The 19,007-nt window shown below is 38.0% G+C and carries 16 protein-coding genes; 13 read left to right on the top strand and 3 right to left on the bottom strand.

The window, feature by feature from the left end; all coding sequences use genetic code 11:
- The first annotated feature begins 247 nt into the window (after positions 1-247).
- Positions 248-1,120, top strand: coding sequence for a LysR family transcriptional regulator (locus tag BK580_RS19245; protein WP_078381894.1), 873 nt, complete (start codon positions 248-250; stop codon positions 1,118-1,120).
- Positions 1,121-1,484: 364 nt separating this feature from the next.
- Positions 1,485-3,128 (top strand): ribosomal protection-like ABC-F family protein, encoded by a 1,644-nt coding sequence (abc-f, locus tag BK580_RS19240; protein WP_078381893.1) that lies wholly within the window; start codon positions 1,485-1,487, stop codon positions 3,126-3,128.
- A gap of 116 nt (positions 3,129-3,244) precedes the next feature.
- Here abc-f and BK580_RS19235 read toward each other — a convergent pair whose 3' ends face one another.
- Both BK580_RS19235 and BK580_RS19230 read right to left on the bottom strand, forming a co-directional pair.
- Positions 3,245-3,814, bottom strand: a complete 570-nt coding sequence (locus BK580_RS19235) for a biotin transporter BioY (protein ID WP_078381892.1) — start codon at positions 3,812-3,814, stop codon at positions 3,245-3,247.
- A 501-nt stretch (positions 3,815-4,315) separates the two neighbouring features.
- Positions 4,316-4,807 carry a hypothetical protein gene (locus BK580_RS19230; RefSeq protein WP_078381891.1) on the bottom strand — a complete coding sequence of 164 codons (492 nt, stop codon included), beginning with the start codon at positions 4,805-4,807 and terminating at the stop codon, positions 4,316-4,318.
- A 446-nt stretch (positions 4,808-5,253) separates the two neighbouring features.
- Between BK580_RS19230 and BK580_RS19225 the strand changes: the two genes are divergently transcribed.
- The 9 genes from BK580_RS19225 (at position 5,254) to BK580_RS19185 (ending at position 14,288) form a co-directional block, all read left to right on the top strand.
- Complete coding sequence (locus tag BK580_RS19225) at positions 5,254-5,697, top strand: Lrp/AsnC family transcriptional regulator (RefSeq protein WP_078381890.1); 444 nt, start codon at positions 5,254-5,256, stop codon at positions 5,695-5,697.
- 334 nt (positions 5,698-6,031) lie between these two features.
- Positions 6,032-6,973, top strand: a complete 942-nt coding sequence (gene nikB / locus BK580_RS19220; RefSeq protein WP_078381889.1) for a nickel ABC transporter permease — start codon at positions 6,032-6,034, stop codon at positions 6,971-6,973.
- Between the two features lie 14 nt (positions 6,974-6,987).
- Positions 6,988-7,884, top strand: coding sequence for an ABC transporter permease (locus BK580_RS19215; RefSeq protein ID WP_078381888.1), 897 nt, complete (start codon positions 6,988-6,990; stop codon positions 7,882-7,884).
- Positions 7,885-7,904: 20 nt separating this feature from the next.
- A complete protein-coding gene (locus BK580_RS19210; RefSeq protein ID WP_078381887.1) occupies positions 7,905-9,449 on the top strand; it encodes an ABC transporter substrate-binding protein in 1,545 nt (514 codons plus the stop codon).
- Positions 9,450-9,457: 8 nt separating this feature from the next.
- Complete coding sequence (locus tag BK580_RS19205; RefSeq protein ID WP_078381886.1) at positions 9,458-10,447, top strand: ABC transporter ATP-binding protein; 990 nt, start codon at positions 9,458-9,460, stop codon at positions 10,445-10,447.
- The gene (locus tag BK580_RS19200) at positions 10,431-11,453 is read left to right on the top strand and encodes an ABC transporter ATP-binding protein (protein WP_078381885.1); all 1,023 of its coding nucleotides are present in this window, start codon (positions 10,431-10,433) and stop codon (positions 11,451-11,453) included. Before BK580_RS19205 ends, BK580_RS19200 begins: the two co-directional genes overlap by 17 nt.
- A 93-nt stretch (positions 11,454-11,546) precedes the next feature.
- The gene (locus BK580_RS19195; protein ID WP_078381884.1) at positions 11,547-13,151 is read left to right on the top strand and encodes a gamma-glutamyltransferase family protein; all 1,605 of its coding nucleotides are present in this window, start codon (positions 11,547-11,549) and stop codon (positions 13,149-13,151) included.
- Positions 13,152-13,177: 26 nt separating this feature from the next.
- On the top strand, positions 13,178-13,747 hold the full coding sequence (locus BK580_RS19190; RefSeq protein WP_078382838.1) for a chromate transporter: 570 nt from the start codon (positions 13,178-13,180) through the stop codon (positions 13,745-13,747).
- 1 nt (position 13,748) lies between these two features.
- Positions 13,749-14,288: a chromate transporter gene (locus tag BK580_RS19185; protein ID WP_078381883.1), complete on the top strand. Its 540-nt coding sequence runs from the start codon at positions 13,749-13,751 to the stop codon at positions 14,286-14,288.
- 306 nt (positions 14,289-14,594) lie between these two features.
- Here BK580_RS19185 and BK580_RS19180 read toward each other — a convergent pair whose 3' ends face one another.
- On the bottom strand, positions 14,595-15,860 hold the full coding sequence (locus BK580_RS19180; RefSeq protein ID WP_078381882.1) for a SulP family inorganic anion transporter: 1,266 nt from the start codon (positions 15,858-15,860) through the stop codon (positions 14,595-14,597).
- A gap of 433 nt (positions 15,861-16,293) precedes the next feature.
- Here BK580_RS19180 and BK580_RS19175 point away from each other — a divergent pair, with 433 nt between their 5' ends.
- Together BK580_RS19175 and BK580_RS19170 are read left to right on the top strand one after the other, a co-directional pair.
- Positions 16,294-17,403 carry a sugar ABC transporter substrate-binding protein gene (locus BK580_RS19175; protein WP_078381881.1) on the top strand — a complete coding sequence of 370 codons (1,110 nt, stop codon included), beginning with the start codon at positions 16,294-16,296 and terminating at the stop codon, positions 17,401-17,403.
- A 73-nt stretch (positions 17,404-17,476) separates the two neighbouring features.
- Positions 17,477-18,997, top strand: a complete 1,521-nt coding sequence (locus tag BK580_RS19170; RefSeq protein ID WP_078381880.1) for a sugar ABC transporter ATP-binding protein — start codon at positions 17,477-17,479, stop codon at positions 18,995-18,997.
- Positions 18,998-19,007 lie beyond the last annotated feature (10 nt).

The raw sequence follows: 19,007 nt of genomic DNA, 5'->3' as shown, positions 1-19,007 counted from the left end.
TTTTCTTTATTTGGAAGAATAACTGACGATAATTATAGCGAAAAGCTCAAAATTCTCAGGGGAAAGTGGAAAAAGAATATGACCTTATCTGCGAATCTTTGCTGTAGGTGCCTCCATATTCCTCATCCCCTTCAAGCAGCTGTTTTTATTTCTTGTGTCGAGTCTAACATTGACCAAGTTTGGCGTCTAATTTATTATTTTAATGAGACTAATAACAAATAATTATGAATTAGAATAGGGCGATGATATGGAACTCACTCAACTAGATTACTTTCTTACTGTAGCGCGACTTCAACACATGACAAAAGCTTCTGAAGTTCTTTCCATTACACAACCAGCCCTTAGTCAGGCAATCTCGAAACTGGAAAGTGAGTTAGGTGTTCCATTATTCGAGCGTAAAGGTCGGAATGTTCAATTGAACCGTTTTGGTCGGTTATTCTCCGAAAAAGTCGAGCGAGCATTGCAAGAGCTTGAAAATGGAAAACAAGCAATTGAGGAATGGTCAAATCCAGAAACAGGACTAATTAGCATTGTATTTCTTAACATTTTGGGAGCTGACTTAGTTCCTATGTTGGTAAGGAATTATCTTAAAATGTATCCAAAAATCAAATTTGAGTTAGAGCAAGGGAACCATGCCTTCATAAGTACCGCGCTAGATCAAGGAAAAAGTGATCTTATTATCACTTCATCAAAACCAATTTCAAAGGATTATGAATGGCTATCACTGATTACCGATTCGCTCTATATTATTGTTCCGAATGACCACAAGTTTGCGACTAAATCATCACTTAGCATTCATGAGTTGGCGAATGAGAACTATATTGGATTGAAAAAAAGCTGTGGTTTAAAAGCTACCCTGGAATCCTGTTTCCAGCAGTCAGGAACAGAACTTTCTGCTTCTTATGAAGTGGAAGATTTAACTACTGTAGCAGGATTCGTCGCGGCTGGACTGGGTGTTTCGATGTTACCAAAGACGCCAGGCTTGACCTTGGATGGGCTAGTTTGGCTGCCTATACAAGAAGAGGGCTGGAACTGGGAAGTTGGGCTGCAATGGAGAAAAGATCAATATTTATCACCAGCTGTCAAAAAATTTGTTGACTTTGTAGAAAATTTTTTTTGAATCTAAAGTCTTATAAAAGGAGTATTGGCTAGCATGCGATTCAATTGAAGTAGCCTTGTGCCATTTATTACAAGTTAACTTGCTTGCTAGATTTATACATGTTACAATCGCGGTAATAAAAACGAAAGGGATGATGGGTGGACGATGGATAACTAACCTAAATTTTTAAATTTGAAATAGCATATTTCAGATAATAAAAAACTTAGGATTAGTCTGCCCATTTCTCTAAATACGGTTTTAGCGTTCACGCTAAATGGCTTATTTAAGTATGGTTATATTGAACATACGTCAAGTATGCGACTAATCCTTCCAAAATTATTTGGGAGGATTTTTTTATCCTCTCAAGCATAGGGGGTAGGTATGTATGAAAGAATTATTGTTATTACAGAATGTAAGTGTAGAGATAAATGAAAACGTCCTTTTTGAGAAAGTTAACTCAAATGTGCAGCAAGGAGATGTAATCGGAATTATTGGTAAAAACGGAGCAGGGAAATCAACGCTGCTGAAGCTATTGACCGGTGACTTATTACCATCAGAAGGACAATTAACATGGCTCCATAGTGGAATGGATATCACGATGGTAGTACAAGAAATAGAATCTTATTCTTTTGAGGATATTTCTTCTAAGGAAGCGAACCTTTTAGAGCAGTGGAATGTTCCGACTCATGACTTCTCTAGTTTAAGTGGTGGAGAAAGATTAAAGGCTCGACTAGCAAAAGGATTTTCTCAAGATACAGATCTTTTACTACTGGATGAACCGACAAACCATCTTGATGATCAAAGCTTACAGTACCTGACGAAATTGATTAAAAGTCATCGAGGTACGATTATTCTAGTATCTCATGACCGATTTTTCTTAGATGAAGTAGCAACGAAAATATGGTCTATCGAAAATAAATCGGTAGTAAGTCACAAGGGTAACTACTCGAGTTACATGAAATTTCGTGATCAAAAAAGACTTACACAACAGCGCGAATATGAGAAAAAACAGAAAATGGCCGAACGAATTGAAGGACAGATGAAGGAGCTAACTTCATGGTCACATAAGGCGCATGCGCAATCGACGAAGCAAGAAGGAGTGAAAGAATATTATCGTGTAAAAGCAAAACGTATGGATGCCCAAGTGAAATCAAAGCAAAAACGTCTTGAAAAAGAACTCGAGAAAATGAATGTTGAGGCAGTCGAGCCAGATTATCAAGTACGTTTCTCCATGAAAGCAAATAATAAAGTAGGTAAACGCTTTTTAGAAGTAAAAAATTTGGCCAAATCATTTGGTGAAAGAATTTTATTTAAAGATACTAATTTTACGATACAGCATGGTGAAAAGGTTGCAATCACAGGTCCAAATGGTAGCGGTAAAACCACATTATTAAAGGTATTCCTTGGACAAGAAAGTGCTAATGGAGAGGTGTGGATTTCACCTTCCGCCAATATTGGTTATTTAACACAAGAGGTCTTTGATTTACCGCTTGAACAAACTCCAGCAGAGCTTTTTTATCGAGAAACGTTTCATGAAAGAGGGCGGGTTCAAAATTTAATGAAGCATTTAGGATTTATGGCTTCACAATGGACAGAACCAATTCTAAATATGAGTATGGGTGAGCGTGTAAAGTGCAAGCTAATGAAGTATATTTTAGAAGATAAAGATGTGCTTATTTTAGATGAACCAACCAACCATCTAGACCTACCCTCACGCGAACAACTGGAAGAAACGTTAGCACAATATAAGGGTACGCTATTAGTGGTATCGCATGACCGGTATTTCTTAGAAAAGACGACTAATCAAAACCTTATTATTTCGAACTATACTGTTCATAAACAATTAGATGTAGTTAAGGTTGATAAAGATAAAGGTACAAAAAATATGGAAGAAACTCGCTTACAAATCGAAACAGAGATGCAAGAAGTTTTAGGGAAGCTTAGTTTCATGTCTCCTCAAAACAAAGAATACAAGGAACTTGATCAAAGATTTAAAGAGCTTACGAAATTAATGAAAGAGTTAAAATAAAGAAATGGATTTTAATTCACCTAATATAGTGCCATCAGGTGAAAAAAGTATGTTACAAAAGCTTGGAGAAGAAGTGCACGCCTTCTCCAAGCTTTTTTTGTAAAAAAATATGGTAGTTAGGCTGCGAAATCTTTTTTTACTTGTAGCAAGTTCGCTTGCACTAATCGTTGTCTCACAGTAATTCCAATCCAACTGGCTAAAAAGGCCTTAATAAGTCCAACAGCAATGAATGGATAGACTCCTACTGCTAATGCTTGAGACCATGTGAAATCTAGTACGAGTTTTAATTGAATCGTCCCCATCAATAAGGTGATAATCATTCCGACTGTGTTAGCAATCATCGCCATTTTAAGTGTAAAGGATGTTTTCTCCAAAATGAGTCCAGTTATAAATGCAGTTAAAATAAAGCCAAATATGTATCCTCCTGTAGGACCGACAAGTATCGAAAACCCAGCCTTCATTTCGGCAAACACTGGTAATCCGACTGCTCCAAGTGCCACGTAGCAAACCATCGAGGTAGCCCCATATCTACTACCCAGAATCGTTGCGGCCAGACCTACTGCAAGTGTTTGTCCACTAATTGGTACAATAGGTAATGGGATCTCTACTTGAGCTAATACAGCGGTAATGGCAGCAAACATCGAACATAATATTAACATTCTTAATTTTTCATTTCTTCCAACCATCTCGAATTCTCCTTTTATGTTAACCTTTTATTAAAATAAGTTAACATAAATACGATGGAAATGGGAAGCTTTTTTTTAACAACAAGAAACTTCTCCTAAGAACCGACTTGATACATTCAAAGCACAGAAGAGGCTGGGACAAAAGAATATTTGTTAAAGAAAAATCCGAACTATTATGCGAAATTCTAAGTAGAGTTTTGCATTAGTTCGGATTATTTTAGTTTGGCTCTGTTAAACACCGCTGTTGATTTCCGCCCAAGGCTTCGCTTATCCAGAGGGCGCTTGTGGAGCCTCCTCGGCTTTGCCTGTGGGGTCTCCACAAAACGCTACCTCTAAGCAAGGAGTCTTCGCCTTGTGCTCCAATCAACAGCTAGGTACTCTAAAAATCAAAAGTGTACTTTAAAAGGGCATTTAGATTAAATCGTTCGTAAATAGAGATGGGGATTTAATTAATGTCCCAGCCTCTATCTTTTTCTTCATAAAACGTGTAGTGCTTTTCTCTTAACACCAAACAATAACTTTATAAGGCATAGTCTGAGCTGGAATACTTTTGGTGGCAGGACCATAGATCACAATCAGGTTTCGGTTGGCAAGGTTTCCTGTAAATGGCTGTCCATTAGCTATTAGGATTTGAGTATAAAGGGAGATGTTCAGCTTCAATTGTCCATCTCTGCTCACGAGCTGTTCATTGAAATAGTCCACCTTTACATTTTGGCTGTTGTTTTCTTTTACGATAATTAGCGCGTTATATCGAGGGGGATAAATCAGAGGGACTGGTGCATTTGCGTCATGATAGCCTGTAATTCTATCTCCTATTGAGACTCTTGCATGATCGATAAAGTAAGTGGTGGGTGACACGATAAAATTGACCATTGACCCTGCGCCGTTTTCAACAGAAAACTGTTTATAACAGCCTTCAGCTTCTCCATTCGGACTCATTACAAAATCACTGATCATGGTAACAACTCCACTGAAAAAAGCAAAATTTATCATAAGAATTCCTCCAAGAGTACAAAGTTTTTCCAATTCATTCATATTCATCTATGACTAATATAAGAACAGTGTAGCAGCAAGACACTGAAAAACCAGCCAACTATTTCTCATAGTGAAAGAATATTAACAATTTATTTTTATTTTTATATTATGTTGAAAAGAACGGAGGGAATGGTCCAGATTGAGAGGATTAGAGAAGTAGGTATATTGACCTGTACAGAAATGTGTAAAGAGGATTTTCATTTGGAGGGTTTTGGGAGATTAGACAAGAATAAAAAATTCTCTCATTAATTTTTTCAGTACAACATGAAAAAAAATATATTCATATAGAAAATAAGGTGGGTGAAAATCAGACAAAAAGAAAACAATGAGAGAATAATTATTTCTTTTTGTTGGAAATTATAATATAATACTTTTAGTTTTGTATAAATGGGGAGGGTTGGTATATGGATAATATTGATAAAAATATACTACAATTACTCATAGAAAATGGCCGGTTATCTTATGTGGAAATTGGGAAACATTTAGGATTATCACGAGTAGCTGTTAGAGAAAGAGTAAATAAATTAGTAGAAGATGGAATAATAGAGCAATATACAGTTGTTGTAAATAGTGAAAAAGTAGGAAAAAATGTCTCTGCATTTTTCGAAATAGATTGTGAACCTAGTTCGCTTGTAAAAGTAGCGGAAACATTAGCAGATAATCCCAGCGTTGCAAGTTGTTATCAAATGACAGGGCCATCTACCTTACATATGCATGTATTAGTAGATAACTTTAATGCACTAGAAAGATTTATTAATGAAGAACTGTATTCGTTAGACGGAATAACTCGTGTTGAAAGTCATATTTTGCTTCGACGCTTTAAAAGCAGAAGAGGACTAAAGCTATAATCTTTACAAAATGTATGAAATAGCAAAAATACTATATTAATAAAAAAACTCATCATTTATGATGGGTTTTTTTGTTTGAGAATCGAAATGATTTGTAACCGCTAACAACAATTTGTTTCTTCATGGGTTTTATTTTTTATTATAGATTACGATTTGTTTTGTTTTTCGTGTAAATGTTTAACAAAAGGAAATAAATTCAGCTTTTTTATTAAAAAACTAAATTTTCTATAGATTTATACTTTTTCGTAATATATAATCATTTTTAAATATTTATAAACAAAAAGTAATCATATTAGAGTATATGGTTAACAAATGATTTATGAGGAGGGATATTTTGGTTGCGATGATTGTCAGAAGATTTATCCAACTAGTGTTTCTATTAATTGGTATTTCTTTTTTGGTGTTTTCTTCTATGTATATTGCCCCTGGCGATCCTGCGGCGATGATTGGGGGACCAACTGCAACAGAATCGGATTTAGAAGCAATAAGAGAAAACTTAGGTTTGAATGATCCTTTTATAACTCAGTATGTAAGTTACATTTCAAATGTAGTTCAGGGTGATTTTGGTTATTCTTATCAAACTCGCCAACCAGTTTTTGAAGCTATAAGTGTAAGGTTTCCCAATACTATAAAACTAGCAATTGCTAGTATGGTAGTAGCTATTGTAATTGGAATAGTAGCTGGACTTATTTCTGCATTAAAGCACAATTCTTGGTTAGATGTTACTTCTACAACAATTGCGCTTGCTGGAATTTCAATACCTAATTTTTGGCTTGGTGCATTGTTAATATTGGTATTTGCAGTGAATCTACAATGGTTACCAGTCGGCGGATTGTCAGAGCCATTTTACACAGCGGAGGGCTTTAAGCAATTGATTTTACCAGCAATTACTTTAGGGACAGGATCCGCAGCGATGATTGCTAGAATGGCAAGGTCTTCTATTTTAGAAGTAGTAAAAGCGGATTATGTTCGTACAGCAAGAGCCAAAGGGATAAAAGAACGAAATGTAATTTGGATACACACCTTAAAAAACGCCATGATCCCTGTCATAACTGTAATTGGTTTGAACTTTGGTTTCCTATTAGGTGGAACAATTATTACCGAAAAAGTATTTGCAATAAATGGAGTGGGAAGGTTGATGGTTGATGCAATTGCATCTCGAGATTTTCCAATGGTTCAAGGGTCTGTGTTATTGGTGGCAACTTTGTTTGTATTAGTGAACTTAATTGTTGATATTACTTATACATATGTCGACCCAAGAATCAAATATCAGTAGAAAGGAGGGTTAACATGGACCCATCTATTAGTTTACCAACTACACAGACAGTAAAGGTCAAGAAAAAAGAAAGAATCCTTACGGTAACAATTAAGAGATTATTAAAAAATAAACTAGCTGTTATCGGAGTAATAATCATCTTAATTCAAGTTGCAATGGCAATTTTTGCTCCACTCATTACTATCCATGATCCTGTAAAACAAAACCTAGGTTCAAGTGAATTACCGGTTTTTAGTGAGAGTCATTGGTTAGGGACAGATAATTATGGAAGAGATGTATGGAGTAGGATAGTATTTGGAGCAAGAATATCACTTGTTGTGGGGTTTGTTGCTGTAAGTTTAGGTTTACTTGGAGGAGTTACGCTTGGACTACTTGCGGGATATTACAAAAGGTTAGATGGAATTATCATGAGAATAGTAGACTTACTATTTTCTTTTCCAGGAATATTGCTTGCCATGCTTATTATTGCGATTTTAGGAACAAGCCTAATTAATGTAGCTATAGCAATTAGTATTTGGTCCATCCCATCATGTGCAAGAATTGTAAGAGGGTCTGTGCTTTCTATAAAAGGGAAAGAACACATCATGGCAATGAGATCACTAGGTGCATCGGATGCAAGGATTATGCTGAAGCACATTTTACCAAATGCTATAGCACCAATTATCGTGTTTGCTACAATGCGAATGGCAACTGCTATCTTATCGACTGCATCTTTAAGCTATTTAGGCTTAGGGGCTCAGCCACCAACTCCAGAATGGGGAGCGATGATTGCTCAAGGACAAGCCTTCATGTGGACATCCCCACATCTAACAGTTGTACCGGGGATTGCAATTATGCTAACAGTGTTTGCTTTTAATATAGTTGGGGACGGCTTAAGAGATGCATTAGATCCAAATATGGATATTAAATAATAGAATGGAGAGGAATAGCGATGAAAAAAAATTGGATGCTTTTCACGACTTTATTGGCAATACTTCTACTTGCTGCATGTTCTGGAGGAGAAACTACAAGTAGTTCGACCGGTGGGGATTCAAAATCTAAGGGGGATCAGGCGCTAACTTATGCTACTATTTCGGATGCAGCTGGTTTATCCCCCATTTTAATGAATGATTCTGCGTCAGCTAATATTACGGAACATATCTATGAGACGTTGTTTAAGAGGAATATAGATACAATGGAAATCGAGCCTCAATTAGCAGAATCTTTCGAGAATCCAGATGCGACTACATGGGTATTTAAGTTAAAACAAGGTGTAAAATTCCATGATGGAACAGCATTTAATGCAGAAGCAGTTAAATATACATTTGATAAATTACGCGATCCAGCAACAGCTGCCCCACGTGCTTCTCTGTTAGAGCCAGTTGATACTATTACAGTAATAGACGAGTATACAGTAGAAATAAAAACAAAATATCCATATGGTCCATTTTTAACTGCATTAACGCACACCAATGCTGCGATTGTAAGTCCTGAGGCGGATCAAAAGCAGGATTTAATGAATGAGCCAGTCGGTACGGGTCCATTTAAATTTGTAAGCTGGGTACCAGGAGATCAAATTGTTATTGAATCTAACCCTGAGTATAGAAATGGAGAACCGGCATTAAAGAAAGTAGTATTTAAAGTTGTTCCAGAGGTATCTACTGCCATTTCGATGCTACAAACAGGAGAAATACAATTTCTAGATCAGCTTCCTACTGAACAAATTAATAGAATAGAAGGCATGCAAAACGTAAGTGTTGAAAAAGTAGAGGGTACTTCAGTGAACTACTTAACCTTCAATTTTTCAAGACCTGATAATCAAGACCCAGAATTCAGAAGAGCGGTTGCAAGTGCGATTGATCGAGATGCATATGTTACGAAATTAAATGGATTAGGAGTAAGAAGTGATAGTTTACTAGGACCAAAAGTATTTGGTTATAACGAGTCTAGGGATAATGCAGGAACTCCATATGACGTAGAAGCAGCAAAAGCTTTAGTAAAAGAAAACGGCTATGATCAACGACCAATTAAGTTATTGACTGCAAACAGAGGGAACTTCCAGTTAATGGCGGAGATTGTTCAAGCGCAATTAAGTGAAGTAGGTTTTAAGGTGAACATTGAAACATTGGAATGGGCAGCGTTTTTAGATGCAGCTAGAGTAGGAGAATATGACATTACATTCTTGAGTTGGTCAAATGTAACTGCAGATGGTTCTGAATTTTACTATCCGAATTTCCATAGCGACAACGTAGGTTCATCAAATAGAGCTCAATACAGTAATCCTGAATTCGATAAATTAGTAGAATCCTCAAGAACGTCAGTTGACCCAGAAGAGCGTTTAAAATATTTAGATCAAGCAAATGAACTAATGCTTAAAGAAAACGTAGCGATTGTAATGAATCACGGAATTGTTACGGCGGCGTTGGAAAGCTCATACAGTGGATTAGAATTAGATCCGAATGGTAAATGGTCTGTAACAAACGTAATAAGAGAGTAGGGTGAACCATGGGAGAGACATTACTAGAAGTCAAAAACATTGTGACTGAATTTCGAACAGCAGACGGGCTAGTGCCTGCTGTTCGTGATGTCTCCTTTTCTCTTCAAAAAGGAGAGACATTATGTATTGTAGGGGAATCTGGCTGTGGAAAAAGTATCACTTCATTATCAGTTATTGGCTTATTGCCAAGCAACGGAATGATCACAAATGGAGAAATTCTTTATGAAGGAGAAAAAATTCATCAGCTTTCTCCTGAAAAAATGAGGCAGTTACGTGGTACGAAAATATCGATGATTTTTCAAGAGCCGATGACAGCATTAAACCCTGTATTGACAGTTGGTTTTCAATTAAGAGAACCATTAATGCTCCATCATAAATTATCAAAAAAAGAAGCAACGAAACAAGGAATCGAATTATTAAAACAGGTTGGTATCCCTTATCCAGAAAAAAGAATGAATCAGTACCCACATGAACTAAGTGGTGGGATGAGGCAAAGGGTGATGATTGCTATTGCCTTATCATGTAACCCTGGGTTGTTAATTGCGGATGAACCTACAACGGCGCTTGATGTTACCATTCAAGCTCAAATACTAGATTTAATAAATGACCTAAAAGAACAATATAACATGGGTGTCATGATGATCACTCATGATATGGGAGTAGTAGCTGAGGTTGCGGATCGTGTAATGGTAATGTATGCGGGGAAAAAGGTAGAAGAAGGATTGGTAGAAGAAATATTTGATAATCCAAAGCATCCATACACAAATGGATTATTAAAATCTGTTCCGAACGTAGATGATCCGGATTTTGAACTAGAACCGATAAAAGGCTCATTACCGAGTTTAACAGAAGAAATAACTGGGTGTAGATTTCATCCAAGGTGTGAGTTTGCGATGGATGTCTGTAGGTCCTCAGAGCCTCCATTAGTTAGTCTTTCCAATTCCCATCATATTAATTGCTGGTTAGAAAGTGGGTGCACTAATGGTCATGTTAAATGAACAACAAAGTGAAGAACTACAAACTCAGCACAAGGTGCTCCTAGAATTAAGAGGGGTAAAGAAATATTTCCCCATAACTGGAGGGGTGCTGAAGCGTAAACAGGGTGACGTGAAAGCTGTAGAGAATGTTTCCTTACAATTATTTGAGGGAGAAAGTCTTGGGGTAGTGGGAGAATCTGGCTGTGGGAAATCAACGTTAGGGAAAGTAATTTTAGGATTGGAAGAGTTAACAGAAGGACAAATATTCTTCCAGGATACAGAAATTCAGCATTTAAAAAGAAAAGCAAAATTGAAATTTGTCAAACAGATGCAAATGATTTTCCAAGACCCTTTTGCGTCGTTAAATCCGAAACAACGTATAGGACATGCCTTAGAAGAAGTATTTACGATGCATACTAATATGTCTGCAAAAGAGAAAAAAGAAACTGTCTTACAGCTATTGCAGGAAGTTGGATTAAAGGAAGAGCATTATGATAAATATCCACATGAATTTAGTGGAGGGCAAAGGCAGCGTATTGGAATAGCTCGAGCAATTGCTTTAAATCCATCCTTTGTTATATGTGATGAGGCGGTATCTGCACTGGATGTTTCGGTACAAGCGCAGGTCTTAAAGCTGCTAAAGACGCTACAGGAAAAGTACAATCTTTCTTACTTATTTATTTCTCATGATTTAGGTGTAGTGCGCTATTTCTGTGATCGTGTGTTGGTAATGTACTTGGGAAATACAGTCGAGCTTGGATCGGTAAAATCATTATTCGCTAAGCCGTTACACCCATATACACAGGCATTGTTATCGGCTATACCAAGACCAACCGTTCACTCAAATCGGAAGCGGATTCGTCTAAAAGGAGATCTACCGAATCCAGCAAACCCACCAAGTGGATGCCCATTTCATACTAGATGTCCGATTGTATCGGATATTTGTAGAGCAAAAAAGCCAGAGTGGGTTGAATACGAAACGAATCATTATGCTGCCTGTCACTTTGCGGGACAACCAATAACTTAAATCAATCCTTCTACCTTGTAGAAGGAATCTTTTTTACTCTTTGTTTAGTTAATACAGCTAGAATTAGAAAAGTAAAATATAGGAGGAATACATATGGATTATTTATTTCACCCTTTTAGTTCAAAGAGACATACTGTTTTTGCGAAAAAGGGAATGGTGGCCACATCACAACCATTAGCAGCACAAGCAGGATTAGAAATTCTTCAAAAGGGTGGGAATGCTATTGATGCAGCAATTGCAACTGCAGCTGCCCTAACAGTTGTGGAACCTACTTCCAATGGTATTGGTGGGGATGCTTTTGCATTGGTTTGGGTCAAAGATCAAATACATGGTTTAAATGCATCAGGACCTGCACCAGAATCAATTACTGCAGATGCGGTTAGAAGCTTAGGGCATTCCAAAATGCCTGTCCACGGAACAGCGCCTATCACAGTTCCTGGGGTTCCAGCCGCTTGGGCTGAATTATCTCAGAAATTTGGTCGTTTATCTTTAGGCGAAGCTTTGGAACCTGCTATTCGATATGCAGAAGAAGGTTATCCGCTAACACCAATTCTAGGGAGATTTTGGAAAAGGGCGTACGATAAGTTTAAAGAAGATTTTAAAACAGCAGAGTTTGATGCTTGGTTCGAGACATTTGCACCTAAAGAAAGAGCTCCAGAAATTGGGGAGGTTTGGAAATCGCCGGGACATGCAGCTACTTTAAGGTCTATTGGAAAAACTAAGGCAAGATCCTTTTATGAAGGTGAACTCGCAGATAAAATAGATGAATTTATGAAAAAACATAACGGATTTTTATCCAAAAGTGATTTAAGCTCCTATCAACCTGAATGGGTACAACCAATTTCTACGAACTACAGAGGGTATGATGTTTGGGAAATTCCACCGAATGGTCAAGGGATGGTAGCTTTAATGGCTTTAAATATCTTTAAACAATTGGCTCCTCCGGCATGGCAAAGCGTTGAAACACTTCATCAGCAAATTGAATCTATGAAATTAGCATTTACTGATGGGCAAAGCTTTATTACTGAACCAGAATCCATGCCGGTTTCAGTGGAAGAGCTGCTATCTGAAAAATATGCACAAGAAAGAAGTAAAGTAATTTCTGATGAAGCAGGAAAGCCTTCGCCATATGAATTACCAAAAGGTGGAACAGTTTATTTAGCAGCTGCAGATGAAGAAGGCAATATGATTTCCTATATCCAAAGTAATTATATGGGATTTGGTTCTGGTATTGTCATTCCAGGAACGGGTATTAGTCTCCAAAATAGAGGACATGATTTCTCATTAGATGAGTCCCATCCTAATGTCTTAAAACCTGGAAAAAGGACTTACCATACTATTATTCCAGGATTTTTATCGAAAGAGGGAAAAGCTGTTGGACCATTTGGTGTAATGGGTGGTTATATGCAACCACAGGGACATTTTCAGGTGGTTACTAATACGGTAGATTATTTATTGAATCCTCAAGCTGCTTTGGATATGCCTAGATGGCAATGGATGAAAGGGAAATCCGTCCATGTAGAACCGGAATTTCCGAATTATTTAATTCAAGCTCTTGCTAGAAAAGGGCATGATGTACATGTTACTCCAGATGGTGGAAGTTTTGGACGTGGACAAATCATTTGGAGAAATAATGATACGGGGGTATTAACTGGTGGAACAGAATCTCGTACAGATGGAGCGATAGCGGCTTGGTAAAAGCGTTAGCAAAAGAAAAACCTTATATTTCCCCATCACCACGTCCAGTTTGGAAATCATATGTAGATATAAGTGTAGCTTTCTTTCGAGTGGGAATTCTAGGATTCGGAGGAGGACCGTCAGCTATTCCACTTGTCTATCAAGAAACGGTAAAAAAATATAAATGGATGAGCGAAGAAGAGTTTTCTGATACGTTAGCAATAGCCAATGCAATGCCTGGTCCGATTGCAACGAAACTTGCAGGTTATATTGGATATCGAGTTAGTGGTGTCATTGGAGCATTAGTTGCTTTGTTTGTAAGTGTTGCTCCAACTGCTTTTTTAATGATTTTTTTACTACAGCTATTACAAGCATATAAAAACGTACCATGGGTTCAGCATATGTCTGCATCAGTAGTGCCTGTTGTAGCAGTAATGCTTGCAACTCTAACATGGGATTTTGTCAAGAAATCGGGAGATACACTCGGTTGGCGTAAAGCTCTAATTGTCCTATTAGGAAGTCTATTACTTATAGAATTAATGAACATCCACCCAGCAATCATAATCTTACTTTTGCTTATTCTAGTATTTCTTCCGTTTAAAAAAGGGAGGGGATGACATGATTTATTGGCAACTTTTCTTAGCATTCTTTATTCCTGGTATTCTTGGATATGGGGGTGGCCCAGCGTCGATTCCTTTAATAGAAAAAGAAGTAGTTGATAATTATGACTGGATGAATAGACAGGAATTCAGTGAGGTGCTAGCCGTAGGGAATTCCTTGCCAGGACCAATTGCTACTAAAATGGCTGCTTACATTGGCTATACCGAAGCAGGCTTTCTAGGCAGCTTTATTGCCTTATTTGCTACTGTAGCACCATCGATCATTTTAATGTTAGGACTAATGGCTGTATTGCTTAAGCATAAAGAAAATCCAAAGGTTAAAAATATTTCTATTATTGTCCGTCCAGTCATAGCGGTTTTATTAGGGGGGATGACATTTCACTTTGCAAAAGATGCTATTTTTAGCTTAGGTGTAACCTATACGATCCTACTAATATTAGGAAGTTATTTACTGTTAGAAAAGATAAAGTTACATCCGGCATTTGTTATAGCTCTCGCCCTTATTGTAGGTGCTACTACTGGCTTGTATTATTATTAACTTCATTAGGTTATGAAAGAGGCTGGGACAAAAGTGTTTTTTTATGTGTTCAAAATATACGTTTAATTTTTAGGCTACTCCAGCGGTTGAATGGAGTGCAAGACGAAGACTCCTGCTTAGAGAAGTGGCGAATGTGAGACCCCGCAGGCGAAGCCGAGGAGGCTTACGAGTCACCCGCGGAAAGCGAAGTCTTGCACGGAAATCAATAGCGGTTTTTAGAGCCGGTACTTAAATTGTTCGTCTTTTGTAAGAGTTTTTTTAGTTTTGTCCCATCCTTTTTTTATTTTGTAGTTTTATAGGGTCATTTTACACATAAACAATAATTCTGTTTCGAATCGTTACTATTAATATAGAAAGAAAAATCCCAATCAGTAACCCTGATAAAACACCAATGAAGAGTGAAGCTAAAAAGGTACACGTAAATAATATTCCATACAAAGGCTTGCTCCCAAGCTCAAAGATGGGCTTTAGATTTACTAGACTAGCGACAGCGACAATGACAATCGCTGCCAAGGAAGATTTTGGTAAATAGAATAATAGATCGGTGAAAAAAAGTAGTGTAATCAAAATTAAGAATACCGTTATCATCGAGGAGAGATTTGTTTTGGCTCCAGATTTGTAATTAACCGCTGTTCTTGAAAATGCGCCAGCCACTGGTATTGCTCCTATAAATGAGCTTGTTACATTGGCTAGTCCTAACCCTCTCAATTCTTGCTTCACATTAAGGGAGTTTTCTTCCCGGTCAGCTAGCGATTTTGCTATGGCATATGATTCAAGAAATGAGATGAAGGCAACAGCAAGTGCAAGTGGAAGCAATGATTTTAGGTAAGAAAGGGATAAGGTTGGGAATGTAAATGAAGGCATTCCCTCTGGAATATTGCCAATAATTGAAACCCCATTTTGATGTAACTGAAAAAGGAAAACCATGAAAGTAGATACCACAACTATTAAAAATGGTGCAATAGATAGAGAGAAAATCCTATTCATAATAAGAATTGCCAGTATACTACCTACCCCAATTGCTAGTGTATAGGAATTTATTCCTGAAACATTTTTTATAATCTCAAGGAAAAAATAATATAGGTTAGTATAAGGGGCTAATTCTACCCCCATTATCGCTTCTAGCTGATTTAATCCAATAATAATTGCTACAGCGGAAGTAAAGCCACTGATGACCGCTGGTGAAATAATATTAAACAGAGGTTCTATATGAATCATGCTAAATAGCAGTTGAATAATCCCAATAAGTAAGCCAAGAAGTAGTACCAATGAAATATAATCAGATGTTTCTTGAGGAGTTAAAGCAGAAACACCAGTGAAAACCATCAGAGAAACGATCGATACTGGTCCTACCGATAAATATTTAGAACTCGCAAATAAGGAATATATTAATAGAGGGAAGGTAGCTGCATACAAACCTAATAGTGGTGGAACTCCTGCGATAGCAGCGTAGGCAATACATTGTGGAATGAATAATATAGTCACAATGATTCCACTTGTAAGGTCTCCTGTGAAGTAGGTAGATTTATAATGGAATAATCTATGTACACCTGGTAATATCTTTTCTAGCATTTCAACATCTCCTTTGTAGATGGCTGTTTTCGCATACTTTGTTGCTTTTCGTAAATAGAATCAATCCGTCATAATAGTTTCAATCGCGCTCTTTTCCATCTTGTATTCGAGAATCTTTCTTCTATTTTCCATGCAAAATGACGATAAAAAGTCCAAATTCCGACTTTTTACCAGCTTAAAGCAATAATCTATACGAAAAGAGCCTTGTAGATTTATATTTTTGTTGTGTCTGATTTATGTATGAGGTTTTGTGGGGTTGACCCCTTCTGACGTTCCTGCTTTTGTAGGAGCGTTTTTTTTTCTGAAATCGTTCACATTAAAAAAGTCCAGATGAAACTAAAAGAGTGCTATTGATAGCGCTTACACTATCGATCTATCAACAATATAATTAGGTTGTAATCATATGGATGACAATTTAAAGGGGGATATTCAAATGAAGAGAACGTGGAAATCTATTTCTTTTTTATTTGTTGTAATGCTGTTGATGGCATTAATGGCAGCATGCAGTAACAGTAGTGGGGGAAGCAGCAAGGTAAGTGTTGGTATCGTATTACCGACAAAGGACGAGCCTAGATGGGTTCAGGATGAGCAGCGTTTTAAGGATGCTTTATCTGATTCCGAATACACGACTGAAATTTTGTTCAGTCAAGGTTCTTCTGCTAAGGAAAAAGAAAACGTGGAAACGTTGCTTAATAAAGGGATTGAGGTACTGATTATCACTCCTCATGATGGTGCTGCGGCAGCTTCTGCTGTGGAAGCGGCGAAGAAGGAAGGCGTAACAGTTATTTCTTATGACCGTCTGATCACCAATACAGATGCAGTGGATTATTATGTGACGTTTGACAGTGTAGCAGTTGGTGCGGCACAAGGGCAATACTTGATTGATAATGCACAAGGAAAAGATGTTCCATTATATCTATATGCTGGTGCAGCTTCAGATAACAACGCATTTCTATTCTTTGAAGGAGCATGGAGTGTGCTTCAACCGAAAATTGCGGATGGTACATTCAAAATTGCCAACTCTGTTGAAGCAGAGAAGTTAAAGGATAAAGTAGAGCTTACTCGTGATGAAATGAGTAAAATTTTGGGCCAGGTTACAACAAACTGGGATGCAAATGATGCGAAAAATAAAGCGCAGACTCATTTGACAGCTGCTGGTGCAGACCTTAAAGGAGATGTGGCTGTGCTTGCTCCAAACGATGGTACTGCTCGTTCCATTGCGGATGTTTTCGGTTCTGATGGAGACATCACGAGCTACCTGGTAACTGGTCAGGATGCAGAAAAAGCTTCCATTCAATATGTGATTGATGGGAAGCAATCTATGACAGTATTCAAAGATGTTCGTACGCTTGTAAAGGATGCAATGGGTATTGCAGTGGAGATTCTAGATGGCAAGACTCCTGATACGACTGGTTCTTACGATAACGGAAATAAAGAAGTAAAAGCGAAGCAAACAGATGTTATCGTGGTGGATGAAGAGAACGTGAAGAAGGAATTGATCGATTCCGAATACTACGAAGCTAGCGAGTTTACTGGATTATAAATACTAAGCGGGATAGTGGTAGAGTCTATCGCTATCCCGTCATTGTCAGTGCTTTTGTTAAGGGGGGATAAGCATGAGTGAATTTATTTTGGAGATGAATCAGATCTCGAAGGAATTTACTGGGGTGAAGGCGCTTAGCGATGTGAATTTTAAGGTGAAAAAAGGTGAGATTCATTGCTTGATAGGGGAGAATGGAGCGGGAAAGTCCACGCTGATGAAAGTGCTGAGCGGGGTGTATCCATATGGAACCTATGATGGCGATATCGTGTATGAGGGCAATGTACAGCAGTTTAACAAAATCAGTGACAGTGTGAAGACAGGCATTGCAATCATCTATCAGGAATTGGCATTATTTCCGGACCTGACGGTGTATGAAAACATTTTTGCTGGAAATGAAGTGAAGCAGGGTGGATTTATTGACTGGAATCGTACGATTGTCGAAGCGAAAAAACTGCTCGGAAAAGTGAAGCTAAACATCACACCGGATACGCTCGTGAAGGACTTGAGTGTTGGGAAGCGCCAGTTGGTTGAGATTGCCAAGGCATTGAGCAAGGAAGTAAAGCTCTTGATCCTAGATGAGCCAACAGCTGCACTTAATGAAGACGACAGCGAAAATCTGCTCGAGCTACTGCGGGACCTGAAAAAGCAAGGCATTACCTGCATCATGATTTCCCATAAGCTGAAGGAGGTAATTTCGATTGCTGACAAAGCGACGGTTATCCGTGACGGTAGGACGATTTGTACACTCGATGCTGCTAAAGGGGAGATTTCGGAAAGTGTCATCATCAAGAATATGGTTGGCCGTGAGATTGCCGATATTTATCCGAAACGTCCTGATCAAGTGATTGGTGAAAAAATTCTCGAACTACACAACTGGTCAGCGTATGATCCACAGTTGGGGAGAGAGGTTGTAAAAGACGTCAATTTACACGTCAAGAAAGGCGAGATTGTCGGCATCGCAGGCTTGATGGGCTCAGGAAGAACAGAGCTTGCCTTAAGTATTTTCGGAAATGCAAAGTCCTATAAAGTACAGGGGGACCTCGTGTGGGATGGGAACTCGACGATAATGAAACATACGAGTGATGCCATAAAAGCTGGGATCGCCTATGTAACCGAGGATCGGAAAGGCGATGGGTTGTTTCTTTTACAGGATATTAAAAGCAATATTACTGCCGCTAATTTAAAGGGTATTGCAGCAGGCGGTGTTATCAATGATAACGAGGAAATTAAGGTGGCTGATGGCTATAAGGAATCGCTTCACATCAAAGCATCTTCTCTGGAGCAGCTTGTTGGAAATTTGAGCGGAGGGAACCAACAGAAAGTTTCGATTGGAAAATGGTTATTTGTTGGACCAAAGCTCTTGATTCTTGATGAGCCAACTCGTGGAATCGATGTTGGTGCCAAGTTTGAAATTTACACGGTGATGAACAAGTTGATTGACGCTGGGCTTAGCATTATCATGATTTCCTCAGAGCTTGGGGAAGTACTCGGAATGAGTGACCGCGTGTATGTCATGGCACAGGGAGAAATTAAAGGGGAGCTTGCGATTGAGAATGCTGATCAGGAAAAAATCATGCAGCTCGCGACGCTTTAGGAGGTTAAAC

Origin of the sequence: Sutcliffiella halmapala (assembly GCF_002019665.1) — a bacterium.
In the GTDB taxonomy this organism is placed as follows: Bacteria; Bacillota; Bacilli; order Bacillales; family Bacillaceae_I; genus Sutcliffiella_A; species Sutcliffiella_A halmapala.
This window is presented reverse-complemented; position numbering and strand designations above follow the sequence as displayed.